The organism is Streptomyces sp. NPDC104309 (genome assembly GCF_055584025.1).
In genome coordinates this window covers 176,006-201,896 of record NZ_JBVJMV010000009.1, presented here as the reverse complement: position 1 = coordinate 201,896, position 25,891 = coordinate 176,006, and the positions used below count along the sequence as shown (strand labels likewise).

The 25,891-nt window shown below is 71.2% G+C and carries 22 protein-coding genes; 11 read left to right on the top strand and 11 right to left on the bottom strand.

What is annotated here, in order from left to right; translation table 11 throughout:
- Positions 1-105: 105 nt before the first annotated feature.
- Positions 106-1,392, bottom strand: coding sequence for a geranylgeranyl reductase family protein (locus ACZ68L_RS16155; RefSeq protein ID WP_322109794.1), 1,287 nt, complete (start codon positions 1,390-1,392; stop codon positions 106-108).
- Positions 1,393-1,489: 97 nt separating this feature from the next.
- Here ACZ68L_RS16155 and ACZ68L_RS16150 point away from each other — a divergent pair, with 97 nt between their 5' ends.
- Positions 1,490-2,014, top strand: a complete 525-nt coding sequence (locus ACZ68L_RS16150; RefSeq protein ID WP_469577434.1) for a GNAT family N-acetyltransferase — start codon at positions 1,490-1,492, stop codon at positions 2,012-2,014.
- A gap of 165 nt (positions 2,015-2,179) precedes the next feature.
- Here ACZ68L_RS16150 and ACZ68L_RS16145 read toward each other — a convergent pair whose 3' ends face one another.
- The gene (locus ACZ68L_RS16145; protein ID WP_469577432.1) at positions 2,180-2,893 is read right to left on the bottom strand and encodes a demethylmenaquinone methyltransferase; all 714 of its coding nucleotides are present in this window, start codon (positions 2,891-2,893) and stop codon (positions 2,180-2,182) included.
- Positions 2,894-3,063: 170 nt separating this feature from the next.
- On the opposite strand from ACZ68L_RS16145, the gene ACZ68L_RS16140 reads away from it, so the two are divergent.
- Positions 3,064-3,795: a DUF3152 domain-containing protein gene (locus ACZ68L_RS16140; RefSeq protein ID WP_469577431.1), complete on the top strand. Its 732-nt coding sequence runs from the start codon at positions 3,064-3,066 to the stop codon at positions 3,793-3,795.
- 220 nt (positions 3,796-4,015) lie between these two features.
- Here the strand turns inward: ACZ68L_RS16140 and ACZ68L_RS16135 are convergent, their stop codons facing one another.
- From ACZ68L_RS16135 to ACZ68L_RS16120, 4 genes are all read right to left on the bottom strand, one after another.
- Positions 4,016-4,642 (bottom strand): hypothetical protein, encoded by a 627-nt coding sequence (locus ACZ68L_RS16135; protein WP_469577430.1) that lies wholly within the window; start codon positions 4,640-4,642, stop codon positions 4,016-4,018.
- A gap of 7 nt (positions 4,643-4,649) precedes the next feature.
- Positions 4,650-5,849 carry a cyclic dehypoxanthinyl futalosine synthase gene (mqnC, locus tag ACZ68L_RS16130; protein WP_469577429.1) on the bottom strand — a complete coding sequence of 400 codons (1,200 nt, stop codon included), beginning with the start codon at positions 5,847-5,849 and terminating at the stop codon, positions 4,650-4,652.
- 72 nt (positions 5,850-5,921) lie between these two features.
- Entirely contained in the window at positions 5,922-7,727 is a 1,806-nt protein-coding gene (locus tag ACZ68L_RS16125) for a serine/threonine-protein kinase (RefSeq protein WP_469577428.1), read from the bottom strand.
- Between the two features lie 440 nt (positions 7,728-8,167).
- Positions 8,168-9,046 (bottom strand): menaquinone biosynthetic enzyme MqnA/MqnD family protein, encoded by an 879-nt coding sequence (locus tag ACZ68L_RS16120; RefSeq protein WP_469577427.1) that lies wholly within the window; start codon positions 9,044-9,046, stop codon positions 8,168-8,170.
- A gap of 376 nt (positions 9,047-9,422) precedes the next feature.
- On the opposite strand from ACZ68L_RS16120, the gene ACZ68L_RS16115 reads away from it, so the two are divergent.
- Positions 9,423-9,626: a cold-shock protein gene (locus ACZ68L_RS16115; RefSeq protein ID WP_003967102.1), complete on the top strand. Its 204-nt coding sequence runs from the start codon at positions 9,423-9,425 to the stop codon at positions 9,624-9,626.
- 193 nt (positions 9,627-9,819) lie between these two features.
- Positions 9,820-10,647, top strand: coding sequence for a MerR family transcriptional regulator (locus tag ACZ68L_RS16110; RefSeq protein WP_469577426.1), 828 nt, complete (start codon positions 9,820-9,822; stop codon positions 10,645-10,647).
- 69 nt (positions 10,648-10,716) lie between these two features.
- Here ACZ68L_RS16110 and ACZ68L_RS16105 read toward each other — a convergent pair whose 3' ends face one another.
- Positions 10,717-11,946 (bottom strand): amidohydrolase family protein, encoded by a 1,230-nt coding sequence (locus tag ACZ68L_RS16105; RefSeq protein WP_469577425.1) that lies wholly within the window; start codon positions 11,944-11,946, stop codon positions 10,717-10,719.
- 263 nt (positions 11,947-12,209) lie between these two features.
- Here ACZ68L_RS16105 and afsR point away from each other — a divergent pair, with 263 nt between their 5' ends.
- Complete coding sequence (gene afsR / locus ACZ68L_RS16100; RefSeq protein ID WP_469577424.1) at positions 12,210-15,179, top strand: SARP-family global regulator AfsR; 2,970 nt, start codon at positions 12,210-12,212, stop codon at positions 15,177-15,179.
- A gap of 209 nt (positions 15,180-15,388) precedes the next feature.
- Positions 15,389-15,577 carry a hypothetical protein gene (locus ACZ68L_RS16095; RefSeq protein WP_469577423.1) on the top strand — a complete coding sequence of 63 codons (189 nt, stop codon included), beginning with the start codon at positions 15,389-15,391 and terminating at the stop codon, positions 15,575-15,577.
- Positions 15,578-15,722: 145 nt separating this feature from the next.
- Here the strand turns inward: ACZ68L_RS16095 and ACZ68L_RS16090 are convergent, their stop codons facing one another.
- Positions 15,723-17,276, bottom strand: coding sequence for a FadD3 family acyl-CoA ligase (locus tag ACZ68L_RS16090; protein ID WP_469577422.1), 1,554 nt, complete (start codon positions 17,274-17,276; stop codon positions 15,723-15,725).
- 92 nt (positions 17,277-17,368) lie between these two features.
- On the opposite strand from ACZ68L_RS16090, the gene ACZ68L_RS16085 reads away from it, so the two are divergent.
- The 3 genes from ACZ68L_RS16085 to ACZ68L_RS16075 are packed head-to-tail and all read left to right on the top strand — an operon-like array spanning position 17,369 to position 19,747.
- On the top strand, positions 17,369-18,517 hold the full coding sequence (locus ACZ68L_RS16085; protein WP_469577515.1) for a lipid-transfer protein: 1,149 nt from the start codon (positions 17,369-17,371) through the stop codon (positions 18,515-18,517).
- A 9-nt stretch (positions 18,518-18,526) separates the two neighbouring features.
- Positions 18,527-18,967 carry a Zn-ribbon domain-containing OB-fold protein gene (locus ACZ68L_RS16080; protein ID WP_469577421.1) on the top strand — a complete coding sequence of 147 codons (441 nt, stop codon included), beginning with the start codon at positions 18,527-18,529 and terminating at the stop codon, positions 18,965-18,967.
- A 6-nt stretch (positions 18,968-18,973) separates the two neighbouring features.
- On the top strand, positions 18,974-19,747 hold the full coding sequence (locus ACZ68L_RS16075) for an enoyl-CoA hydratase/isomerase family protein (protein ID WP_469577420.1): 774 nt from the start codon (positions 18,974-18,976) through the stop codon (positions 19,745-19,747).
- A 108-nt stretch (positions 19,748-19,855) separates the two neighbouring features.
- On the opposite strand, the gene ACZ68L_RS16070 is transcribed toward ACZ68L_RS16075, so the two are convergent.
- Entirely contained in the window at positions 19,856-20,401 is a 546-nt protein-coding gene (locus ACZ68L_RS16070; RefSeq protein ID WP_469577419.1) for a hypothetical protein, read from the bottom strand.
- A 174-nt stretch (positions 20,402-20,575) separates the two neighbouring features.
- Here ACZ68L_RS16070 and ACZ68L_RS16065 point away from each other — a divergent pair, with 174 nt between their 5' ends.
- On the top strand, positions 20,576-21,280 hold the full coding sequence (locus tag ACZ68L_RS16065; protein WP_469577418.1) for a hypothetical protein: 705 nt from the start codon (positions 20,576-20,578) through the stop codon (positions 21,278-21,280).
- Positions 21,281-21,389: 109 nt separating this feature from the next.
- Here ACZ68L_RS16065 and afsK read toward each other — a convergent pair whose 3' ends face one another.
- Together afsK and ACZ68L_RS16055 are read right to left on the bottom strand one after the other, a co-directional pair.
- Positions 21,390-23,759, bottom strand: coding sequence for a protein serine/threonine kinase AfsK (afsK, locus tag ACZ68L_RS16060; RefSeq protein WP_469577417.1), 2,370 nt, complete (start codon positions 23,757-23,759; stop codon positions 21,390-21,392).
- A 160-nt stretch (positions 23,760-23,919) separates the two neighbouring features.
- Positions 23,920-24,849: a VOC family protein gene (locus ACZ68L_RS16055; RefSeq protein WP_469577416.1), complete on the bottom strand. Its 930-nt coding sequence runs from the start codon at positions 24,847-24,849 to the stop codon at positions 23,920-23,922.
- A gap of 379 nt (positions 24,850-25,228) precedes the next feature.
- Between ACZ68L_RS16055 and ACZ68L_RS16050 the strand changes: the two genes are divergently transcribed.
- Complete coding sequence (locus tag ACZ68L_RS16050; RefSeq protein ID WP_361446009.1) at positions 25,229-25,876, top strand: TetR family transcriptional regulator; 648 nt, start codon at positions 25,229-25,231, stop codon at positions 25,874-25,876.
- The last annotated feature ends 15 nt before the right edge of the window (positions 25,877-25,891 follow it).

Sequence of the window (25,891 nt, the reverse complement as noted above, 5' to 3'; positions counted from 1 at the left end):
CCCGCGGAGCAACAGCTGCTCCTCCGCGGGCATACGTACATCAAGAGGACCGGCCACGGCCGCGCTCACCGACTGAGCGCGGCCGTGGCCGGTCCGGGGGGCGGCTCAGGCCTTCGGGGCCACCTTCGACAGTCCGTTGATGATCCGGTCCATCGCGTCGCCGCCCGTCGGGTCGGTCAGGTTGGCGAGCATCTTCAGCGTGAACTTCATCAGCAGCGGGTGCGTCAGACCGCGCTGGGTGGCGACCTTCATGACCTTCGGGTTGCCGATCAGCTTCACGAAGGCGCGGCCCATCGTGTAGTAGCCGCCGTAGGTCTCCTTGAGCACCTTCGGGTAGTTGGTGAGAGCCAGTTCGCGCTGGGCCGGGGTCGCGCGGGCGTGGGCCTGGACGATGACGTCGGCGGCGATCTGGCCCGACTCCATGGCGTACGCGATGCCTTCGCCGTTGAACGGGTTGACCATGCCGCCCGCGTCACCGACGAGCAGCAGGCCCTTGGTGTAGTGCGGCTGGCGGTTGAAGGCCATCGGGAGGGCGGCGCCGCGGATCGGCGTCGTCATGTTCTCCGGGGTGTAGCCCCAGTCCTCCGGCATGGACGCGCACCACGCCTTGAGGACCTCGCGCCAGTCCAACTCCTTGAACGCGGACGAGGAGTTGAGAATGCCGAGGCCGACGTTGGACGTGCCGTCGCCCATGCCGAAGATCCAGCCGTAGCCGGGCAGGAGCCGGTCCTGGGGGCCGCGCCGGTCCCACAGCTCCAGCCAGGACTCCAGGTAGTCGTCGTCGTGGCGGGGCGAGGTGAAGTACGTACGCACGGCCACGCCCATCGGGCGGTCCTCGCGCCGGTGCAGGCCCATGGCGAGCGACAGCCGGGTGGAGTTGCCGTCGGCGGCGACGACGAGCGGGGCGTGGAAGGTGACCGGGGTCTTCTCCTCGCCGAGCTTCGCGTTGACGCCGGTGATGCGGCCGGTGCGGTCGTCGACGATCGGGGCGCCGACGTTGCAGCGCTCGTACAGCCGCGCGCCCGCCTTCTGCGCCTGGCGGGCCAGCTGCTCGTCGAAGTCGTCGCGCTTGCGGACCAGTCCGTAGTCCGGGTACGAGGCGAGATCAGGCCAGTCCAGCTGGAGCCGGACGCCGCCGCCGATGATGCGCAGACCCTTGTTGCGCAGCCAGCCGGCCTCTTCGGAGATGTCGATTCCCATGGAGACGAGCTGCTTGGTCGCGCGCGGGGTGAGGCCGTCGCCGCAGACCTTCTCCCGGGGGAACGCCGTCTTCTCCAGGAGCAGGACGTCCAGTCCGGCCTTGGCGAGGTAGTACGCGGTCGTGGAACCGGCCGGGCCTGCCCCGACGACGATCACATCCGCGCTGTGTTCGGAGAGGGGCTGCTCGGTCACGGTCGGATCTCCCGAAGACTCGAAATCGCGTGCCGCGCGGCACCTGTCCCGTGCAGTCTATGGGGGTCCGCTGATCAACTTTCCGAAGGGCTCCCCGATGTCGAACGTGCCACTCGCCGCTCCTTCCCTGCAGTTGCGCGTCCCGACCGACGAGGACGCGCTCTCCTGGCACCGCGCGTTCGACGACCCCGAGGTGATGGAGTTCTTCGGCGGTGCGTCGGAGGAACATTCGATGTACGAGGAGTGGACCGCCCGACAGCGCAGACTCGACGCGGAGCTGGGGTACTGCCTGTGGACGGTGCTCGGCGAGGACGGTGAGGTCGCGGGCTTCACCGGCGCCCAGCCCTGGCCGCAGACCACGTACGGCCCGGTGGGCGAGACCGAGATCGGCTGGCGGCTGGCCCGGTCGGCCTGGGGCCGGGGTTACGCCACCACCGCCGCGCGCCTCACGCTGGAGCGGCTGCGCGCGGCCGGGGTGGAACGGGTCGTGGCGACGATCGACGCACGCAACGAGCGCTCGGTCTCCGTGGCCCGGCGGCTGGGGATGGAACGGGCGGAGAGCTTCACGGCACCGCGGTCGGGGAATGAAGTGCGTTGCTTCCGGCTGGAACTGGCCCCGTGACGACGGGCCGACCGGTCCTTCGGGACACGAGCCCGGTCGTTCCGGGCACGAGCCCGGCCGTTCGGGGCACGAGCCCGGCCGTTCCGGGCCGCAGAACCCCTCAGCCGGGCCGCGAGCCCCGGCTGTCAGGGCTGGGGCCCGTCCGTCAGGGCCGGGGGCGGGCCGTCAGGGCTGGGGTCGGGAAGCCGGCGGGCGCACGCCCCGGTGCAGTGCCACCACACCACCGGTGAGGTTGCGCCAGGCGACCTTCGACCAGCCGGCCCGCTGGAGCTTCGCCGCGAGCCCGGCCTGGTCGGGCCAGGCCCGGATGGACTCGGCGAGATAGACGTACGCGTCGGGGTTGGACGACACCGCGCGCGCGACCGGCGGCAGCGCCCGCATCAGGTACTCCGTGTACACCGTGCGGAACGGCGTCCACGTCGGCTGCGAGAACTCGCAGATCACCACCCGGCCGCCCGGCTTCGTCACCCGGTACAGCTCGCGCAGCGCCGCGTCCGTGTCCTGGACGTTGCGCAGCCCGAAGGAGATCGTCACCGCGTCGAAGGTCTCGTCGCGGAACGGCAGCCTGGTGGCGTCGCCCGCGGTGAAGGGCAGCCAGGAATTGCGCTTCTTGCCCTCCTGGAGCATGCCGAGGGAGAAGTCGCAGGGCACGACGTACGCGCCCGTCGCGGCGAAGGGCAGCGAGGACGTCGCCGTGCCCGCGGCCAGGTCGAGGACCTTCTCCGCGGGCCGGGCGTGCACCGCCTTCGCGACCTCCTTGCGCCACAGCCGGGCCTGGCCGAGCGACAGCACGTCGTTGGTGAGGTCGTAGTTCGCCGCCACGTCGTCGAACATCGTGGCGACTTCGTGCGGCTGCTTGTCCAGGGAAGCTCGGGTCACCCGCCCATTCAAGCAGCCCCGGTCCTCGTGCTTCGCGCCGGTCGCGAGTCGTGTCCGTGTGGACTGAACCAATTCGGCCCACCGGCAGTCAGTACAGGGGGAGCACGGAGTCACCGGGAGCACGGAGTCACCGGGAGCACGGGAGTCACCGGGAGCAGGGGGGAGCACATATGTCCGCACAGGGCGCGCGCCGGCGGTTCTGGCCGGAACGCGGTCGGAACCGGCTGCTCGTCGCCGTGGTCGTCCCGGCCGTACTGATCTGTGCCGCCGTGGTGGGGCCCCGGTGGAGCGGCGGCGGTGAGGGGAAAGCGGCCACACCGTCCGCGTCCGGGAGCGCGTCGGAGATCGGCACGTTCACCGTCGCCCGCGCGGGCGTCCCGGGCTCGGGCAGGTCCAAGGCCGGGGGCAATGCCTACCGGGTCGAGGTGGAGGACGGCTCGGGCGTCGATCCGGACAGGGCCGCCGCCGAGATCGCCCGCATCCTGGCCGCGCCACGTGGCTGGTCGCACCATGGCGAGCACACCTTCCGCCAGGTCGCCGACGGCCCGGCGGGACTGGTCATACGTATCGCCACCCCCGGGACCACCGACGCCATCTGCGGGCGGAGCGGCCTCGACACCCATGGCGAGGTCAACTGCCGTGTCGGCACCGATGTCATGGTCAACCTCAAGCGCTGGCAACAGGGCTCGCCCGAGTTCCACGGTCCGCTCGCCGACTACCGGGCCCTCATCATCAACCACGAGGTCGGGCACTGGCTGGGCCACGGCCACGAGACCTGTCCGGGCAAGGGCCGTCCCGCCCCGGCGATGATGCAGCAGATCTACGGGCTGAAGGGGTGCGTCTCCAACGCCTGGCCGTACGACGCCGAGGGCCGGTATCTGGGCGGCCCGTCGGTACCGTGACGGGTCTCCGTCCCGGTCCGTCCCGGCCCCGGGCAGGTCACCGATGCGGCTCGGCTGCGGGCCCGGCACGGTACTCGGACCCGGCGAGGAATCGGGCTCGGGCCCGGACTCGGCAAGGACTCCGACTTGGCGAGGGCTCGGGCTCGGGCTCGGCAAGGACTCGGCCACGCTCTCCGCTGGCGTCTCCACCGCGGTCTCCACCGCGGCCTTCGCCGCGGTCTCAGCTGCGGCGGAAGACCAGCCGTCCACCGAGCACCGTCGCCGTGCAGCTCCCGGCGCCCTCGGTGCGCAGCGCCGCCAGGTCCCGTACGCCGAACACGGCCAGATCCGCCGGCCCGCCCACGGCCAGGACCGCCGCGAACGCGTCGGCCGGCTCCTGCACGGACGCCAACGGGTCGAGCGAGACAGGTTCCGGCGCCGGGCCCGGTCCGTGGACGCGCAGCCCCGAGCGGGCGACCGCCGTGCGCACGGCGGGGCGGGTGAAGGGGCCCCGGACGGCGGTCGTGCCGTGCCGCAGCATCCGTTGCAGTCCGCGCCGGGCACTCGCGCCCCAGCGGGCGTCGTCCATGCCGAGTGCGGTGAGCGCGTCACCGGTGAGCGGGTCGCCGCCGAGCTCGTCCGCCTCGCGCGGATCCGGGTGGTAGGCGGCCTCCAGCAGCGCCGGTGCCCCCGCGTTCAGCAGTCCCGGGGTGATCAGACCGGACCACCGCCGGATCCGGGCCTGCGGACGGGCGGCGGTCAGCTCCGCGAACGCGCCGATGGCGACGACCACACCGCCGTCCACGGCCACGGAGTCGGCCCCGTCCGGGGCGCCGTGCACCGCGTCGGCGGCGTGAACCGTCAGCAAGGCGGACTCAGTTGGCGTTCAGGAGCTTCAGCTCCGGGTGGGCCGTGCCGCCCTCGATCGCGGTGGACGAGATGTGCGAGACCACCCGCTCGTCGACCGGGTCGTCCGCCGGGTCGTCGTGGACGACGAGGTGCTCGTAGGTCGTGGCGCGCTGGGCGGGGACGCGGTCCGCCTTGCGGATCAGGTCGATGATCTCCAGGCGGTTGGAGCGGTGCTTGGCACCGGCGGAGGAGACGACGTTCTCCTCCAGCATGATCGAGCCGAGGTCGTCGGCGCCGTAGTGCAGCGACAGCTGGCCGACCTCCTTGCCGGTGGTCAGCCAGGAGCCCTGGATGTGCGCGACGTTGTCGAGGAAGATCCGGGCGATGGCGATCATCCGCAGGTACTCGAACAGCGTGGCCTGCGTCTGGCCCTTCAGCTTGTTGTTCTCGGGCTGGTACGTGTACGGGATGAACGCCCGGAAGCCACCCGTGCGGTCCTGCACGTCGCGGATCATCCGCAGGTGCTCGATGCGCTCCGCGTTGGTCTCGCCGGTGCCCATCAGCATGGTGGAGGTGGACTCGACGCCCAGGCGGTGCGCGGCCTCCATGATCTCCAGCCAGCGCTCGCCGGACTCCTTGAGCGGGGCGATCGCCGTGCGCGGCCGGGCCGGCAGCAGTTCGGCGCCCGCTCCCGCGAAGGAGTCGAGACCGGCGGCGTGGATGCGCTGGATGGCCTCCTCGACGGAGACCTTGGAGATCCGGGCCATGTGCTCGACCTCGGAGGCGCCGAGCGAGTGGATGACCAGCTGCGGGAACGCCTTCTTGATGGCGGAGAAGTGCTCCTCGTAGTACTCGACGCCGTAGTCCGGGTGGTGTCCGCCCTGGAACATGATCTGCGTACCGCCGAGCTCGACGGTCTCCGCGCAGCGGCGCAGGATGTCGTCGAGGTCGCGGGACCAGCCCTTGGCGGTGTCCTTGGGCGCGGCGTAGAACGCGCAGAACTTGCACGCCGTGACACACACGTTCGTGTAGTTGATGTTGCGCTCGATGATGTACGTCGCGATGTGCTCCGTACCGGCGTAGCGGCGTCGGCGTACGGCGTCGGCGGCAGCGCCCAGCGCGTGCAGCGGTGCCGACCGGTAGAGGTCGAGAGCCTCCTCCGGAGTGATCCGACCGCCCTCGGCGGCTCGGTCGAGGATGGGCTGGAGGTCGGCCTTCTCGGTCACCGGGCTGTCACCTTTCGGCGGTTTTTCAACGGATCTACGGACCGGCTCACCCTACGCCAGCCCCTGTCGGCGTCAGCTGCCGGACCGGCTGAGGGTGCCGTACGGAAGTCCCGCGCCCCGCTCCTCGGAGCGGAAGCGGAGGGTGCCGTCGGCGGCGCGCGTGAAGTGGACGTCGGATTCGGTGGAGGTGCAGAGGCCCGGGTCGCTGGGGTGGGCGGGGTCGGCGCGCTCCCGGAGCGTCAGTTCCTCGTCCGTTCCGGAGGAGAGCCGGGCGACGCTGTTGCAGCGGACGGTCAGCCCGAGAGCGGAGACCTCCGTGGTCATACGGACGACGTCCGCGCCCTTCTTCCCGGCGCTGAACACGGCGGTGAGCGTGCCGTGCGACTGCCCGGTGGTCTTCTCGGTGAGCGGGCCCTTCCAGGTGCCGGTGAACGCATGAGGGACCTCGGTGACCTGGTCCGGGCCACCGGTGCCCCCCGCACCCCCCGTTCCGGACGCCGATTCCGAGGGCCGCGGGTGTTCCGCGGAGGGCGTGGCGGCCGGCGGGGTGGCGCCGACACCACCCTGCTCGGCCGTGTTCCGGCCGCCGCCGCCCGGCATCAGATCGAACAGGTACGCGCTGCCCACGGTCACGGCGGCGAGCGCACCGGCCACGGCGAGGGCGACGGTGCAGCTCAGCCTCCGGCCCCGGTTCGCCTCGGGGCGGGCTGCCTCGGAGTCCGCGCCGACGGTGACCGAGAAACGGGGGTCCGACGTGCGCTGCCCCGGCAGCCCGGACGGCTGCGCCGGCCCGGCCGCGCCCGCGGCGGTCGCGGGCCATGAGGGCGGCCCGTTCGGCCGGGGCGGCCGGGTGGGTTCGTGCGAGGGGAACGGCCCGACCGGCGGGCCGAACCCACCGCCCGCACCTCCGCCGCCGTTCGCGCCGTTCACACCCCACGAAACACCGCTGAACGGCACCGGCCCCGACTGCACCGGCGCGTCCTGCGGCTCCAGGTCCAGCAGCGCGACCGCCGCTTGGCTGACCTCGCGCACCAGCGGGCCGGGCAGCCACCCCGCCGCCACCAGAGCGGCGGCCCCGCCCGGCGCCAGCTGCCGGGCCAGTTCCATGGGGGTCGGCCGGTCCTCCGGATACTTCGCCAGGCACCCGGCGACGATGTCCCTCAGCTCCCCGTCGAGCTCCCCCAGCTCGGGCTCCTCGTGCACCACCTTGTAGAGCAGTACGGCGGAGGAGTCACCGAGGAAGGGGGCGGTACCGGTGGCCGCGTACACGAGCACCGCGCCGAGCGAGAAGACATCGGCCGCACCCGAGATGTCCACGCCCCGGATCTGCTCCGGCGCCATGTAGCCGGGCGAGCCGACCGACACCCCGGTCGAGGTGAGCGAGGCGGTGGCACCGATGGCGTGGGCGATCCCGAAATCGATGAGCCGGGGACCGTCGAGGGCGAGCAGCACGTTGGAGGGCTTCACATCGCGGTGGATGAGGTCCTGGGCGTGCACCGCGGCCAGCGCCTCCCCGAGTCCGGCGCCCAGTGTCCGCACCGCGTGCTCGGGCAGCGGGCCGTGCTCGGCGACCGCGGCGGACAGCGGGGGCCCGGCCACATAGCCGGTGGCGACCCAGGGAATGGGGGCGTCCGGGTCGGCGTCCAGGACGGGCGCCGTCCACTGCGCACCGATCCGCCGTGCCGCGTCCACCTCCCGCCGGAACCGGGCCCGGAATTGCTCGTCGAGAGCGAAGTGGGGGTGCACGACCTTGACCGCGACGGTGCGTCCGCCCGCGCTGCGCCCCAGATAGACCCGCCCCATGCCGCCCGCACCGAGCCTGCCGAGCAGTCGGTAGGAACCGATGGTCAGCGGTTCGCCGGCTTCCAGCGGCTGCATATGGACTCCCCCTGTGGACCGGCCGGACCTCCGACCGAAGCCTAGGGTGCGAAGGTCATCGGGTCCCAGAGGAAACCATCCGCCGATTTCACCCTCAAGGGAACGAACAACGGCTTTCGACACAACAAAAGGCGTGAATACGTCGTTCACCCGAGCGATTCCGGTTCAGGACCGGGACTCTCCTCGGACGCCGTCCGAGAATCGGCTATTCGACGCGTATTCACCCGAATCGATGGCGGGGCGGGGAGAAGCGGCCGGAGAAGGGCGGGAGAAGGCCGGGAAGAGATATCCGACCCAGGAAGTACAGGATTCATCCATATCCCGGCCCATTCCCGTTGACCGCCTCCCGCACGCGGCGCACTCCGGGCGCGCTCGGGGCCTGCCCCGGGCCCGCCCCGTGCGTCCGAGGCGTCAACCGCCCACCACCCACCGCCCTCCGGTCAGCCGCCGAGCAGTTCGACCTTCACGTCCGCCGGGAAGCCGGTCGTCGGGCCGACCCGGCGCGCGAACTCCCGCACCCCCGCCAGCTGGTCCGGGCCGAAGCGGAAGTCCAGCGTCGTGAAGTACCGCTCCAGCACCTCCGCGTCGAAGGCCTCCCAGCGTGCCGCCTGCTCCGCGACCTTGGTGACCTCCTCCAGGGAGACGTCCCGTGAGGCCAGGAAGGCCTCGTGCGCCTTGTTCACATGGTGGGGCTCGGCCGCCAGATAGTCCTTGCGGGCCGCCCAGACCGCGAAGACGAACGGCAGCCCGGTCCATTCCTTCCACATCTGGCCCAGGTCGTGGACCTGGAGGCCGAGCCGGGGCGCGTCGTGCAGGTTGGCGCGCAGCGCGGCGTCACCGATCAGCACGGCCGCGTCCGCCTCCTGCATCATCACGCCGAGGTCCGGCGGGCAGGTGTAGTAGTCCGGGCTGACCCCGTACCGCTCGGCGAGGAGCAGTTGGGCCAGACGCACGGAGGTGCGCGAGGTCGAACCGAGCGCCACCCGGGCCCGGTCCAGCTGGTCCAGCGGCACCTGCGACACGATCACGCACGACATGACGGGCCCGTCGCATCCCACCGCGATGTCCGGGAAGGCGACCAGGTCGTCGGCGTTGCGCAGGAACTCGACCAGGGTGACGGGGCCGATGTCCAGATCACCCCTGATCAGCTGCTCGCTGAGCTTCTCCGGGGTGTCCTTCGAGAGCTCCAGGTCGAGCAGGGTCCCGGTTCTCGCCAGTCCCCAGTACAGGGGAAGGCAGTTCAGGAACTGGATGTGGCCGACGCGCGGCCGGCTGCGACGGTTGTCGCCTGCGACGGTTGAGACGGTTGAATTGTCCACATCGCGAGGCTAGACCCGTGGTGTCGTCCGGACGGCACCGGGTGCGCGAGGCGCCGCCCGACCCCTCTCACGGGGTCACCGATACCGCCCCGGAGCGGTATCGGAAGTCTTCATTCCGTATCCCTTGAGGACGTCTCGGCGACACCATCCGGGACACCCGCTTCGTCAGCTCATCGGCACGGCAATCAAACATCCGGGTGAAGTGATCTTTCCCTCTACCCTTCCGTACACGCTGCGTGCTAGGCTCGACGCAAGTTGCAGTTTGGTTTCCCTTGCAGTACAGAGCCTGCGGAGCATGTAACCCGCAGGCTTTTGTAGTTTTCAGACTTCTTTGCAGGTTCTGGAGCAGGGCAACCCTTTGGCCCAAGGAGGGCTTATGGCTACCGGAACCGTCAAGTGGTTCAACGCTGAAAAGGGCTTCGGCTTCATCGCCCAGGACGGCGGCGGCCCGGATGTCTTCGTTCACTACTCCGCGATCAACGCGTCCGGGTTCCGCTCCCTCGAGGAGAACCAGGTCGTGAACTTCGACGTCACTCAGGGACCCAAGGGTCCGCAGGCTGAGAACGTCACCCCGGCCTAGTTGCCCGGGTCGGCCGATCGCGGCCGGCTAGCAGTACCCAAGGAGCCCCGCTCCTCCGCCTCGGCGGGGAACGGGGCTCCTGCCTTTTCCGCTCCTGGCCTTTCCGCTCCTGCGTCTTTTCCGCTTCCGGCAGCACCGGGGCGCCGCGAGGCTTGACCTTGCCACCGTGTGAAGCCGTGCACTGGGAGACATCATGTTCACCATCGGAGATTTCGCCCGGTACGGACGGGTGTCGGCCCGGATGCTGCGCCACTACGACGCCATCGGGCTCCTGCACCCGGACCGCACGGACCCCACCACCGGCTACCGCTTCTACGGGGCCGCCCAGCTCGCCCGCCTCAACCGCATCATCGCCCTGAAAGATCTCGGCTTCACGCTCCAGCAGGTGCAGGCCGTCCTCGACGAGCAGGTGGGGGCCGAGGAGTTGCGCGGCATGCTGCGACTGCGGCAGGCGGAGCTGGAGGAGGCCATGGCGGCAGCGGCCGCACGGCTGACACGGGTCGAGGCGAGGCTCCGGTCGATCGAGAGCGAGGGACGCATGCCCGCGAACGAGGTAGTAATCAAGAGCATTGCCGCAGTACGGGTCGCCGAGTTGACCGGGACCGCGGCGGGCTTCGAGCCGGAGCACATCACTCCGGTGATCGGCCCGCTGTACGACCGGCTCTTCCCGCTGCTGGGCACGGTGGGGGTCAGCCCGAGCGGCCCCGGGATCGCCCGCTACGAGGACGCCCCGGAGGGCGGCGGCGCGATCGTCGTCCACGCGGGGGTGACGGTCTCCGCCCCGATGGGCCCGCTCGGCGACACCGGGATCACGGTGGTCGAGCTGCCCCCGTTCGAGGCGGCGGCCGTGGTTCACCGGGGTTCGATGGACGGCGTACTGCCGACGGCCCAGATCCTGGCCCGCTGGATCGACGCCAACGGCTACCGGTCTGCGGGATACGCCCGCGAGATCAACCTGGAGTGCCCCGACGACCGGGACAAGTGGGTGACGGAGCTCCAGGAGCCGGTCACCAGGGCCTGACCCTCCGGGGGTACAGCTCCACGCGGAACGTGACGCCCGGGGTGCCGGGTGTCACGTTCCGCACCCTCCCTACCGCCCGCCGGGCCCCGCCCACAGCCCGTCATCCGTCAGCCTCAGCAGGTCGATCGCGTTGCCGCGGACGATCCGGTCCACGACATCGGCGTCCAGATGACCCATCTGCGCCTCGCCGACCTCGCGCGACTTGGGCCAGGTGGAGTCGGAGTGCGGGTAGTCCGTCTCGTACAGGACGTTTCCGACGCCGATCGAGTCCAGGTTCCGCAGCCCGAAGGCGTCGTCGAAGAAGCAGCCGTAGACGTGCTCGGCGAACAGCTCCGACGGCGGACGGTGAACCTTGTCGGCGACGCCGCCCCAGGCCCGGTTCTCCTCCCAGACCACGTCGGCGCGCTCCAGGATGTACGGAATCCAGCCGATCTGGCCCTCCGCGTACATGATCCGGAGGTTCGGGAACCGCTCGAACTTGCCGCTCATCAGCCAGTCGACCATCGAGAAGCAGCAGTTGGCGAAGGTGATGGTGGAGCCGACGGCGGGCGGGGCGTCGGCCGAGGTGGACGGCATCTTCGAGGACGAGCCGATGTGCATCGCGATCACCGTCCCCGTCTCGTCACAGGCCCGCAGGAACGGATCCCACTCGTCCGTGTGAATGGACGGCAGGCCGAGATGCGGCGGTATCTCGGAGAACGCCACCGCGCGCACACCGCGCGCCGCGTTGCGCCGGACCTCCTCGGCGGCCAGCCGCGCGTCCCAGAGCGGGATGAGGGTGAGCGGGATGAGGCGGCCCCGCGCCTCGGGCCCGCACCACTCCTCCACCATCCAGTCGTTGTACGCCCGCACCCCGAGCAGCCCCAGTTCGCGGTCCTTCGCTTCGGTGAAGGTCTGCCCGCAGAAGCGGGGGAAGGTGGGGAAGCAGAGCGCCGACTGGACATGATTGACGTCCATGTCGGCGAGCCGGTCGGGGACCGAGAACGAACCCGGGCGCATCTGCTCGTACGTGATGACCTCAAGCTTGATCTCGTCCCGGTCGTAGCCGACCGAGGTGTCGAGCCGGGTGAGCGGGCGGTGCAGATCCTCGTACACCCACCAGTCGCCGATCGGGCCGTCGTCACCCTTCGCACCCATCACAGGCGCGAACTTGCCGCCCATGAAGGTCATTTCCTTGAGCGGTGCGCGGACGATCCGCGGAGCGCGGTCGAGGTACTTGGACGGGAGCCGGTCCCGCCAGACATGAGCGGGCTCCACCGTGTGGTCGTCCACCGAGATGATCTTCGGGAAGGTCTCCATACTCACCACGGTAGCGCCGAACTGACGAACCGTCAGCTATCTGTACCGGCCTCCGTCCCACAATCGTTGTCGAGGGCTTGTGCAGAGAGTCACCCACTGCTGACGCGTCCGCCCATGACAAGGCAGACTGTTGAGCGCGATACCAGCGGTACCGAACAATCCGGATCCCCCCCTCCCGTACCGGCACACTGACGGGGAATCCGGAACGGACGGCACCGGCGCGATCGGCAGGACCGGCGGGGCGAGCAGGGCAGGGGGCAGCAATGGACCGTGACAGCGGGCCGAGCACGCGTGTTCCGGAGCAGCGCGCTCCGCAACAGCGATCGGACGACGGAGCCGATCTGCGTTTTTCCGTGCTGGGCCCGGTACGGGCATGGCGGGGCGGCGAGGCGCTGCCGTCCGGTTCACCGCAGCAGCGCGCCCTGCTGACCGCACTGCTCCTGCGCGACGGCCGCACGGCCACGGCCTCCGAACTCATCGACGCCCTCTGGGGTGAGGAACCGCCCTCGCAGGCGCTTGCCGCCGTCCGCACGTACGCCTCTCGGCTCCGTAAGGTCCTCGACCCGCAGACGCTGGTCAGCGCCGCCGGCGGGTACGCGATCCGGACCAGGAACGACGCCCTCGACCTGACCATCGCCCAGGAGTGGGTGGCCGAGGCGGAGAAGGCCCGCGCGGGCGGCGACCGCGCCCAGGCCCGCAGCCTCTTCAGCAAGGCGCTCGGTCTGTGGGACGGCGAGACCCTGGCCTCCGTGCCCGGACCGTACGCCGAGAACCAGCGCACCCGCCTGGAGGAATGGCGGCTCCAGCTCACCGAGACCCGTCTGGACCTGGACCTGGAGGTCGGCTGCCACGCGGAGGCGGTCTCCGAACTGACCGCGCTCACCGCCGCGCACCCGCTGCGCGAGCGGCTGCGCGAACTCCTCATGATCGCCCTGTACCGCAGCGGCAGACAGGCCGAGGCGCTCGCGGTGTACGCCGACACCCGTCGGCTGCTCGCCGACGAACTCGGCGTCGACCCGCGCCCCGAGCTGTCCCAGCTCCAGCAGCGCATCCTGCAGGCCGACGAGGAACTGGCCCGCCCGGCAGACGAACCGGCCCCGGCCCCGGCGCCGCTGCGCCCGGCCCAGCTCCCGGCCACCGTCCCGGACTTCACCGGTCGCGCCTCCTTCGTACGGGAACTGGGTGCCCGGCTGGCGACCGCCGAGGGTTCGGTCATGGCCGTGTCGGCGCTCGCGGGCATCGGCGGCGTCGGCAAGACGACCCTCGCGGTGCACGTCGCCCACCAGGCGCGCCGGTACTTCCCGGACGGTCAGCTGTACGTGGACCTCCAGGGCGCCGGCGCCCGCGCCGCCGAACCGGAGACGGTCCTCGGCGCGTTCCTGCGCGCGCTGGGCACGGCGGACTCGGCGATCCCCGACTCCCTGGACGAACGCGCCGCGCTCTACCGCTCCACGCTCGACGGCCGCCGCATTCTGGTCCTCCTCGACAACGCCCATGACGCGGCCCAGATCCGCCCCCTCCTCCCCGGCACGGCGGGCTGCGCGGCCCTGGTCACCAGCCGCGTCCGGATGGTCGACCTGGCGGGCGCCCACCTGGTCGACCTGGACGTGATGTCCCCGGAGGAGGCGCTCCAGCTCTTCACCCGCATCGTGGGCGAGGAGCGCGTCAACTCCGAGCGCGAGGCCGCCCTGGACGTGGTCGCCGCCTGCGGCTTCCTCCCCCTGGCCATCCGCATCGCCGCCTCCCGCCTGGCCTCCCGCCGCACGTGGACGGTCTCCGTCCTCGCGGCGAAACTCGCGGACGAGCGACGCCGCCTGGACGAGCTCCAGGCCGGCGACCTCGCGGTGAAGGCCACCTTCGAACTCGGCTACGGCCAGCTGGAACCGGCTCAGGCCCGCGCGTTCCGCCTGCTGGGCCTGGCGGACGGCCCCGACATCTCCCTGGCCGCGGCGGCGGCGCTGCTGAACCTGGAAGCCCACGCGGCGGAAGACCTGCTGGAGGTCCTGGTCGACACCAGCCTCCTGGAGTCCGCGGCTCCGGGCCGCTACCGCTACCACGACCTGGTGCGTCTCTACGCGCGTTCCTGCGCCGAACGGGACGAGCAGGATCCGGAGGAGCGGGAGTTGGCGCTGTCGCGGCTGCTGGACTTCTACCTGGCGACGGCGGCGGGGGTGTATGCGCTGGAGCGGCCGGGGGATCGGCTGGTGGACCACCTGGAGCCGACGGGCCACGCCGGACTGGTCTTCGACGGCAGACACAAGGCACGGGACTGGCTCTACAGGGAGGCCGGTCCTCTGCTCTCCTGCGTGCGCCAGTCATCCGGCCCCGCGACACTGCCGCGCGCCGTCGATCTGCTCTGGTGCGCGCTCGACCTGGGCGAGTCCGGAGCGAACTCGAAGCAGTACGAGACCACCGCTTTCGCCGTCCTGGATGCCGCCCACGCACGGAACGATCAACGCACGGAAGTACGGGCCCTGGTGGCGCTGGCCGACGTGCACCACACATCGGGACGCTTCGACCAGGCCGAGGACGAGGCGGAGAAGGTCATGCGGCTCGTCGAAACCGCGTGCGATCCGCTCCCGGGCTGCTGGGCTCCGAACGCTCTCGGAATCATGGCGCTCTATCAGAACCGTCACGATGACGGCGAGAAGTACCTCACCATGGCCATCGACCGTTTCCGTGAGATCCAGGACCGGCCCGGCGAGGCGAGTGCGTTGTGCAACTTGTCCCGTATACATCTGGCCACCGGCCGCACCGACAGCGCGGTTTCGCTGGCCCAACAGGGCATAGACATCTACGACAGCATGGGGCACGCCCTCCGGAGCGCGAACGGACGCTACGCGCTGGGAATGGCGCTCACCCAGAGCGGCCAGTTCGCCACCGCGGCAGAACGCCTTCTGGAGGCGCTGGATGTCTTCCGGGACAGCCGCCAGCGGCTGTGGGAGGGAATGACCCTCTTCCGCCTCTCCGAGGTCGACCTCGCGTCCGGAAGCTCGGCCGACGCGGCGACCAAGGCCGAACAGGCCCTGACCTCCTTGCGCGGCATCGGCGGCGAATGGCGTCGGGGCAACGTGCTCACCGTGCTCGGCCGCGCTCTCGACGACATCGGCCAGTTCGGGCGCGCACAGGTGTGCTGGCGCGAAGCACTGATCATCTACAACCGGCTCGGCTCTCACGAAGCCTCCGAGGTACGCGACTTGCTGGCCGAGGCGGCGCCCTCGGCGGCCACGTGAGGCGGGCCTGAGCGGCGTTCATCATTCGTTTATCGCGGCCGGGCACCCTCATGGTTGTCGATCCGCCGCGTCGGGGGGCAGACGGATTGATACCAAGGCCGTAGCACTAGTGTGAACGGCCCTGAGACGCCCGCCCGGCAGTCCACGGGGGAACAGCCGGGCGGGCCTCGCCGAACCACAAACTGAGACGCCTAGGGAAGCAGACGAACATGGCTGACGCGAAGAAGGACACGGAGATCAAGCCGCAGGACATGCACGCCACCAGCGAGGACGCTGGGCAGATCACCACCAAGGACATGCACGCCACCGGTGGAACCGTGAAGCCGCAGGACATGCACGCAACGGGCGGCGTCGCCACGACCGACGACATGCACGCCACGAGCGAGCCGGCCAACTAAAGCTGCAATCGACGGGGTACGGGGGAGCGGCCGCGGCGGCGCGGAGGGGGAGCCGTCGCGGCCGCTGCATGTCTGCGTGCGCACGGTCGACGACGTCGAAGAGGCCCGAGCCGGAAAGCTCGGGCCTCTTCCGCGTTCGGCGTGGCTACAGCCCCCGCAGCTCCCCCTTCATCACCTTGCCGCTCGCGTTGCGGGGCAGTTCGCTCACGAACTCCACCGTCCTCGGGACCTTGTAGTTCGCCATCTCCCGCCTGGACCAGGCGATCAGGTCGTCCGCCGTCAGCGTCGCGCCCGGCCTGCGGACCGCGTACGCCTTGCCGACCTCGCCCAGACGGGGGTCCGGGACGCCGATCACCGCCACGTCCGCTACGTCCGGGTGCAGGCCGAGGAGTTGTTCGATCTCTGCCGGGTACGCGTTGAAGCCGCCGACGATGAACATGTCCTTGATCCGGTCGGTGATCCGGAGGTTGCCGTCCTCGTCGAGGACGCCGATGTCCCCGGTGTGGAGCCAGCCGTCGGAGGTGATCGCGGCGGCCGTGGTCTCCGGGTCCTCGAAGTAGCCCCGCATCACGTTGAACCCGCGGACCAGCACCTCGCCGGGGGTGCCGGGGGCGGCCAGGACGCGGATCTCCGTGCCCGGGATCGCCCGGCCCGACGTCGCGGCGATCGTCTCCGCCGGATCACCGCGCCGGCACATGGTGACGATGCCGCTCGCCTCGGAGAGGCCGTACGCGGTGAGGACCGTCGCGATGCCGAGCTCCGTGCGCAGGCGCTCCACCAGCCGCAGGGGTACCACCGCCGCGCCCGTCACCACCAGGCGCAGGGCGGAGAGGTCGTGGGCGCCCCGGGCCGGGTGGTCCAGGAGGGACTGGTGGAGGGTGGGCGGACCCGGCAGGACCGAGATGCGTTCGGCGGCGATGTTGGCCAGGACCGTGTCCACGTTGAACACCGGTTGCGGGACCATCGTGGCGCCCCGCATCAGGCACGCGATGATGCCGGCCTTGTAGCCGAAGGTGTGGAAGAACGGGTTCACGATCAGATAGCGGTCGCCCTCGCGCAGATCCGCCAGTTCGCTCCAGATCGCGTAGCAGCGCAACGTCTGGGCGTGGGTGATGACGGCGCCCTTGGGCCGCCCCGTGGTGCCCGAGGTGTAGATGATGTCGGAGGGGGCGGAAGGGGCGATGGCGGCGGCTCGGGCGCGTACCGCGTCCGACGACACCCCCTCCCCCGACGCCAGGAAGTCCTTCCAGGTCACGTAGTCCTCGGGCGCGGTGTCCGCCAGCACCACCACCCGTTCCAGGTGGGGCAGTTCGACCTCCGCCCGGCGCAGGGACGCCACGTACGACGTACCGAGGAAGGTGCCCGTGACGAAGAGCAGCTTCGCCCGGCTGCGTTCCAGGATGTACGCCGCCTCCGCGCCCTTGAACCGGGTGTTGAGGGGGACGAGCACCGCCCCGGCCATGACGGCGCCGAGTGCGGAGACGATCCAGTCCAGGGTGTTCGGGGCCCAGACCGCGACCCGGTCGCCCGGCTCGACCCCCGAGGCCATGCACGCGGCGGCGGCGCGTTCGACGCGGTGGCCGAGTTCGGCGTACGAGATCCGGGTCCGGCCCTCGACGACCGCCTCCCGGTCCCCGTATCGTCGCGCCGCCGCCCGTATCAGCTTCGGGATGCTGCCCCATTCCTCGTCGCCGCGCATCGCTCGCCCTCTCTGACGCAGTAGCTGACTATCCGTCAGATTAGCTGTAGCCTCAGCCGCTGTCAGCAGTGACGACGGCCTCGGAGGTGGCGGTGGCGGCGCTCAAGGACGTGACAGCGATAGCCGGTATAGGACAGACGGCCTTCGCGAAACAACTGCCGGAATCCGAGAGGACATTGGCCTGCCGAGCCATCGTCGCGGCACTCGACGACGCGGGCATCGCCGCCTCGGAGGTGGATGCCTTCGCCTCGTACACGATGGAGGAGACCGACGAGGTCGAGGTCGCCAAGGCCATCGGTGCGGGCGACGTCACCTTCTTCAGCAAGGTGGGCTACGGGGGCGGCGGCTCGTGCGCGACGATCGCGCATCTCGCCGCCGCCGTGGCGACCGGCCAGGCGAGCGTCGGGGTCGCCTGGCGGTCGCGGAAGCGCGGTTCGGGGCCCCGGCCCTGGAAGAACACCGCCGTGCAACTGCCCACCCCCGCCCAGTGGACCCGCCCGTACGGGCTGCTGCGGCCGGCCGACGAGATCGGGATGCTGGCACGGCGGTACATGCACGAGTACGGCGCGACCCGCGACCATCTCTTCAACGTCGCCCTCGCCTGCCGCAACCGCGCCAACCAGAACCCGGACGCGATGATGTACGAGCGACCGCTGACCCGCGACATGTATATGACCTCGCGCTGGATCAGCGAGCCGCTCTGTCTCTTCGACAACTGCCTGGAGACGGACGGCGCGCTGGCCTGCGTCATCGTCTCGGCGGAGCGGGCCCGTGACTGCCGGCAGAGGCCCGTCTACATCCACTCCGTCGCCCAGGGGCTGCCCGCCCAGCACCACGGCATGGTCAACTACTGGAACGAGGACCCCCTCACCGGACCCGCCTGGACGGCCGCGCGGCAGCTGTGGAAGCAGGCCGACTTCGGCCCGGACGACGTGGACGTCGCGCAGATCTATGACGCGTTCACCCCGCTCATTCCGCTCTCCCTGGAGGGCTACGGCTTCTGCGGGCGCGGCGAGGGCGGCGCGTTCACCGAGGGCGGGGCGCTGGAGAGCGGCGGGCGGCTGCCCATCAACACCGGGGGCGGCGGGCTCAGCGAGGCGTACGTCCACGGCTTCAACCTCATCAACGAGGGTGTGAAACAGCTGCGCGGCGTCTCCACCGCCCAGGTCCCGGGCGCCGGGACATGCCTGGTCACCGCCGGTGAGGGTGTGCCCACCTCCGCCGTACTGCTGAGGAGTTGAGGAGCTGACATGGATGCTCTGCTGATGCCCGTGGTGGACGAGGACGGCGCCCCCTTCTGGGAGTACGCGGCCCGCGGCGAACTGCGCGTCCAGGCGTGCGCCGCCCCGGAGTGCGGAAGGCTCCGCTTCCCGCCCCGGCCGTGCTGCCCGCACTGCCAGTCCTTCGCGAGCGAGTGGCGGCCGATGAGCGGACGTGGTCGCGTCTGGTCGTACGTGCTGCCGCATCCCCCGCTGCTGCCCGCCTACGCCGCGCAGGCCCCGTACAACGCCGTGGTGGTCGAGCTGGCCGACGCCCCGGAGATCCGGTTGGTCGGGAACGTGGTGAGCGGTCCGGACGCCCCGCTGGACTCGGTCGATCCGGCGCGGCTTCGGATCGGGGCGCCGGTACGGGCCGTGTTCTGCCCGGCCGGTCCCGGGGTGACCCTGGTGCGCTGGCTGCTGGAGCGGTGAGCGGCGATGGCCCTGCGGACGGAGACGGGCGAGGAGACCGGGGTCGCGCTCGTCACCCTGGACCGGCCCGAGAAGCACAACGCGATCGATCTGGCGACGGCCGCCGAACTGTCCGCCGCGTGGCGGGCGTTCCGCTTCGACGAGAGGGTGCGGGCCGTCGTCGTCACCGGGGCGGGCGGCCGGGCCTTCTGCACGGGGATCGACCGGGGGGTGGAGGTGCCGCAGCCCCCGTCTCCGTACACGATCGACGATCCGCTGATCGCGATCGGTCCCAAGGCGAACGACCTGTGGAAACCGGTGATCGCGGCCGTGGAGGGGATGGCCTGCGGCGGGGCGTTCTATCTGCTGGGCGAGGCGGAGTTCGTCGTCGCGTCCGAGGAGGCGACGTTCTTCGACCCGCACACGACGTACGGCATGGTCAGCGCGTACGAGGCGATCTCCATGGCGCAGCGGATGCCGTTCGGGGAGGTGGCCCGGATGTCCCTGATGGGCACGGCCGAACGGGTCTCGGCCCGACGGGCCTACGAGACTGGGCTGGTCAGTGAGGTGACGGCGGCGGGCGACGCGGTGGCGGCGGCGCTGCGGGCGGCGGCCGTGATCGCCTCGTACCCGACGGAGGCGGTGCAGGGGACGGTACGGGCCGTGTGGTCCGCGAAGGAGGCGGCCAGGGCACAGGCCATGGCCCACGCCCCGCACCTCATCGCGCTCGGGAACCTGCCGCCGGAGCGGCAGTCCGAGTTGTTCCAGGGGCGGGGCGCCAACGGATTCCGGACGCGGTGAGACGGTGGATCGGTGAGACGGTGGATCGGTGATGCGCCGGGTCGGTGATGCGCCGGGCTGCGGGACGTGAGGCCCGCGGAGCTGGTGAGGGTGGTGGGCCGGGTGAGGTCAGTAGCTCAGCTGGGCCTCGACCCGGCACTTCTTCACCCGGGAGACCTTGCGCGGACTGTCCATCCGGACGGATACGGTCCTGGTCTCGCCACCGTCGACGGCGACCTTCGTCTCCCCGGTGTCCACGGTGTTGCCCCGCGCGTCAAGGAACGTCACATCGACTTCGTAGGTGTGTGAGCCGGCCGCGCTCGCCGTGAGCCTGACGGTGGAGGAGGTGACGGCCTTGCGCGTGCCCTTGCGGGGCTGGGCGCAGCGGAAGACGTACGCCCCGGGCTCGTCCGAGGCGGTGGCGCTCGGGGTCGCCGTCTCGTAACCGGTGTTTCCGGAGGAGCCGCTCGACGAACCGTAGTCGTCGTTGTCGTCGTAGTTGTCGCGGTGATAGCCGCCGTTGCTCTTCTCGGAGTTGGAGCAGCCGCCTCCGCTGCTCGACCCCTTGCTCTTGCTGCCGTGACCGCGGCCGCCGTGGCTGGAGGTCGAGAAGCCGGTGAGGGCGAGCACCACCACGACCAGTACGGCGGAAAGCCTTATGTGCTGCCGCATCATCGATGCAGCCCCCCTTGTGTTGTTGTGCGTTGTGTTGTTGTGCGTACCTGCTGTTGTCGAACGACCGCGCGACACCGTAGCGCAAGGTGCGGGGGACAGAGGCCAGGCGTAGCGTCGAGGCGGAGAGCGGTGCCGCTACGTGACACCGGTCCGCGCACACGCAGGAGGCCGACGATGGTCCGCAACGTCCTCGGCTCGGTCCTCGCTCTCGCAGGAGCGGCGGCCGCCGTGCTGAGCCCCTTCCGAGACTGGTACGACGGCCGTCTGGGGCGTCATTACCGGATCGACGAACTGTTCACCGGGATCACGGGCAGCCGGCCCGGACCACTGGGCTCGATCCTGGTGGCCTTCCTCTTCGCCGCCCTGCTGACCGTGGTGGGGGTGGTGCTGCGGTCGCGGCTGCTGGTGGCGGCCGCGGGCGTGGTGGTGCTCGGGTTCACCGTGCTGTGGATGGTGCGCCAGGGGGAGTCGACAGGCAGTCTGACGGTCGCGGGCGACGGTTCCGGACTGCGGTGGGGGGTGGCGAGCGCACTGGGCGGCGGGGTGCTGCTGCTGTTGGGCGCGGCGGTGATGTCGGGGCGGCGCGGCGGGCGGCGCCTTGCGCGCCAGGACGGTGACCGGCCGTACACGGCGCCCGGCTCGCAGAACCCGGACACATGGCCGCCGACGCAGGAGCCGGGGCCCTCCGTGCAGACGAGTCCACTGCCGGAGCCGGAGCCGGACCTGTACACGGGGCCCTCTCCCGGGGCCCGCCGTCCGGGCCCGGAGGCCCGGGGCACGTCCGCGCACCCCGGGACCGGGCCGCAGGACCAGGACACGGCCCCGCACCCCGTCGTACCGGACGAGGGCTCCGATCCGCACCGGCCCCCGCGCCCCTGAGGCCCCGAGCTCCTTGAGTTCCTGGGCTCCTTGAGCCCCTGGGCCCCGAGGCTCTCCGCGCCGTCGGTCGCGTCCCCCCGTCGCCGGACGGGTTCGAAGCGGCGAGGTGCTACGTCCGGGCCCGGTTCCCCGTGCCCGTTCCCTTCAGCGCGTCCAGCGCGTACACGCAGCGGTCCTTGCTGCACGCGTACACGACACCGCCCCGCGCCACCGGCGAACCCGTGATCTCGCCGCCCGTCGCCAGCTTCCAGCGGAGCTGGCCGCCCGCCGCGTCCAGGGTGTACAGGACGTGGTCGGCGGAGCCGAAGTGGACCCGGCCGTCGGCGACCACCGGGGCGCCCACCACCTCGCCGCCCGCCGCGAACCGCCACTTCGGGGTGCCGGTGACCGCGTCGAGCGTGTAGAGCGCGCTGCCGCTGCCGACGTGGACGTTCCCGCCCGTCACCAGGACCGGCTCGATCGACTGCCGGGCCTCCGTGGCGATGCGCCACCGGTCCTTGCCCGTCGAGGCGTCGATCGCGTACACCGTGCCCAGGTAGTCGGCGAGGTACACGCCGCCGCCGGTGACCGCGGGCCCCGGCGCGAACGCGGGCGGCGAGAGGAAGACGGCGGGCGACTCGAAGTGCCAGCGGACATGGCCGGACACGGTGTCGACGGCCAGGACCCGGGCCCCGGCGCTGACGTACACGAAGCCGTCCGGCGCCGCGGTCACCCGGACCGGCACCCCGCCGCAGGAGGCCGCGTCGCCGATCGGGTACGACCAGCGCTCGACGCCGGAACGGGCGTCGACGGCGCGCAGCCGGGCGTCCTGCCAGAGGTAGACCGTGCCGTCGTGGACGACGGGCCCGTCCTCCGCCGTCTCGAAGTCGGTCTGTACGCCGCCGCTCTCCCACAGCTTCTCGCCCGTGGACGCCTCCCACGCCTGGACGCCGCCGCCCCGGGTGCCGGTGACGACGGTGCCTCGGTCCGCCTTGAGGGAGTACACCCAGGCATCGGTCTGCAGCCGCCACCGCTCGGCGCCGGTGGCCGCGTCCAGGGCGTACAGCGACGGCCCGTCGGAGGCGTGGATAAGGCCGCCCTCCACCGCCATCACCCAGGCCACGTCCCGGGTCTTGAACTGGCGGCGCCCGTTGCCCACGTCCAGGGCGTGCACCTCGAACGAGGTGACGTAGAGCAGGTCTCCGGCGACGACGGGCGTCCCCCAGACGTCGTTGGACATCCGGAAGCGCCAGGGCCGCCAACGGTCCGGGGCCGCCGGCGCGGCCTCGGGGGCGTGCGCGGGCGCGGGCAGCGGGGCGGCGGGGGCCGCGCCGTTCGCCCCGGCGGGCGGGCGCACCCAGCCGGTCGCGGGGCCGGCGTCCGCGGTGGCCGTGGCGGCGGCCCGGACGTCCTGGGCGCGCGGGCCGGGGCCGATGGGCACCTTCGCGCCGGCCAGTCGTACCGGTCCGCCCCCGTCGGGCAGCTGCGCCGCCGCGGCGGCCGGGGAGCGCAGGTCGCCGCCGCGGCGCCAGGCGGGGTCCCGGTCGGCGCCCGGCGGCTGCGGGGGCGGCGGCGGGACCGGGGCGGGAGCAGCGGGCTTGCGGCCTCCGCCACGGCGTTGCTCGATCATGGCGGTGGCGGAGGTCGGCAGCCAGGCCGAGGCCGTACCGCTGTCGTCGCCGCCGGAGGCGAAGAGGTGCGGCGCGAGCTGGGCCTGCAGATCGGCGGGGGTGGGCCGCAGCCCGGCGTCCATCTGCATGCAGGACTCGATCAGCGGCCGGAGCTCGTCGGGCAGGCCCTCCACATCGGGGCCCTCGCGCAGCAGCATGAAGACGGTCTCGACGGGATTGGCGCCATGGAACGGCGCGTGGCCGGTGGCGGCGAAGACCAGCGTCGAGCCGAGCGAGAAGACATCGCTGGCGCCGGTGACGCTACGGGAGTCCCGCGCCTGCTCGGGCGACATGTAGGCGGGCGTGCCGACGGCGACGTTCGTCATGGTCAGCCGGGTGTTGGAGACCCCGGACGCGATCCCGAAGTCGATCACCCGCGGGCCGTCCTCGACGACGAGCACGTTCGACGGCTTCATGTCGCGGTGGACGAGTCCCGCACCGTGGATCGACTGCAGCGCCTCGGCGATACCGGCGGCCAGCCAGCGCACCGCCTGGACCGGCATGGGCCCGCACTCGGCCACTATCTCTTCGAGCGAGGGGGCGGGCACATAGGCGGTGGCCAGCCACGGCACCGCGGCCCGCGGGTCGGCGTCCACCACCGCGGCCGTGTAGAAGCCGCTGACGGCCCGAGCGGCCTCCACCTCACGCGTGAAGCGGACCCGGAACAGCTGGTCCTCGGCAAGTTCCGTGCGTACCGTCTTGATCGCCACCCGCCGGCCCGAAGCCGAGCGGGCGAGATAGACCAGCCCCATGCCACCGGCCCCGAGCCGTCCCAGCACCTCGAACGGGCCGATCCGTCTCGGGTCGTGCTGCGTCAGCTGCTCCACCACTTGCCCTGCCACCTCCCCGTACGGGCCTCAGGAACAGAAGCCCGCGAAAACCCGCCCTGTGCGGCGTCTCACCACTGGGCACCACCCGGCGGTGCGCACCCCGATTGTTCCTGGCCGAGGCCCTGGTTGCGAACCCGGGGGCGGACCGGGGTGTCACAGCTCACTCTGCCCTCTTCTCGGACACAGGGGGCTGAAGTACGGCGAACACGGCACCCTGATCGTCCTGGAGGACCGCCATCCGCCCGTACGGGATGTCGAAGGGTGGTGCGGAGATCCGGCCGCCGAGGCGTACGGCGTGCCCGGCGGTGGCGTTGCAGTCCTCGACGGCGAAGTAGCTGAGGAAGTAACTGGGCATCTCGGCCGGGAAGGCGTCGGTGATGACGCTGCGCCCGCCGACCGCGGTGTCCGGTCCCGGTTCCGTGCCCGCCGGGGACCACATGCGGAAGTCGACGCCGCCGCCGGGCTCCGCCGTGCCGGACCGGGGCGCGCCGGGCTGTTCCTCTCCGGATTCTCCCTCACCGGGTTCTCCCCCGCCGGGCTCTTCCTCGCCGGCCTCTCCCCTACCGGCCTCTCCCTCGCCGGGTTCTTCCTCCTCGCCCGGGGTGCCGAGATCGGTGCCCTGGAAGCCGAAGACCTCCTCGTAGAAGGCGTCGACGCGGTCCTTCTGCCGGGTGTAGACCTCGGTCCAGCAGAAGGAGACCGGTTCGTTCTGCTTCTCGAAACCCTCGCGGTCGCCGGCCTGCCAGAGCCCGAAGACCGCTCCGCCTGGGTCGGCCGCCTGGGCGACCGCTCCGGCCCGGCCGGCCCGCACGGGGTCGGTGATCACCTGGCCGCCCGCCTCCCTGACGCGGGCGACGGACGCGACGATGTCGTCGGTGGCGAAGTAGATCCCCCAGGCGGTGGGCATCCGGCCGTCCTGCTTGGCGGCGAGTGCGGCGACGAGCTTCCCGCCGCTGAAGGCGTCCGCGTACGGGCCGTCCCCGGCCCGGAAGGTCCAGCCGAACAGCTCACCGTAGAAGCGCTTGCCCGCTTCGAGGTCGGGCAGCTGCACGTCCACCCAGCACGGCGCGGATTGCGCGAATGCGGCCATGGGCCCGGTTCCTCCGTCGCGGTCGTTCGCGGTCATTCACGGTCGTTCGCCGCCGGCTCGCGGTTTGTTCGCAGTTGTCCGCGGCCGTTCCCAGCCGCTCGCGCTTGACCACGGTGACGCTCGTCACAGCCAACGTAACCGCGGGTGGCACGCACCGCCCCCCGACCCGTTCACATCGAACACATTTCCGACAGAAGAGTTCCTTGCTCACCGCGTCACGGAAAGTTATCCACCGAAGTTATCCACAGGCTGTTGATAAGACTTATCCGCTGTGGGGCGCATGCGTCGATATCCGGCCACTCCCTCCGGCGCGTCTGCGGCGCTCCCCATTTGCAGTCGGCCGAATCGCGCTCCGATCACCCCTCGGTAAGCTGACGGCATGACAGGACAAGTACGCACCGTCGACGGCCGCGTGGCCGGTCGACGCGGACAGGCGACGCGGCAGAAGCTGCTCGACTGCCTCAGCGAGATGCTCAGTTCCTCGCCGTACCGGGACGTCAAAGTGATCGACGTGGCCCGGAAGGCGGGGACTTCACCCGCGACTTTCTACCAATACTTCCCCGACGTCGAGGGCGCCGTCCTCGAAATCGCCGAAGAAATGGCCAAGGAGGGCGCCGGGCTGACCGAACTGGTCGCAGGCCGCTCCTGGGTCGGCAAGGCCGGCTGGCAGACCGCCGAAGAACTCGTCGAGGGATTCCTCGACTTCTGGCGACATCACGACGCGATCCTGCGCGTGGTCGACCTCGGAGCGGCCGAGGGCGACAAGCGGTTCTACAAGATCCGCATGAAGATCCTGAACTCGGTGACCAACTCCCTTACGGACGCGGTGAAGGAGCTCCAGGCCAAGGGCAAGGTCGACAAGGACGTCAGCGCCGCCGCGATGGCAGGCTCGCTGGTCGCGATGCTGGCCGCGGTCGCCTCGCATCAGAAGGGCTTCACCACCTGGGGCGTGAAGCAGGCCGAACTCAAGCCGAATCTCGCGCTGTTGGTGCATCTGGGCATCACCGGCAAGAAGCCGACGAAGTAACGCCGACACCGGGCC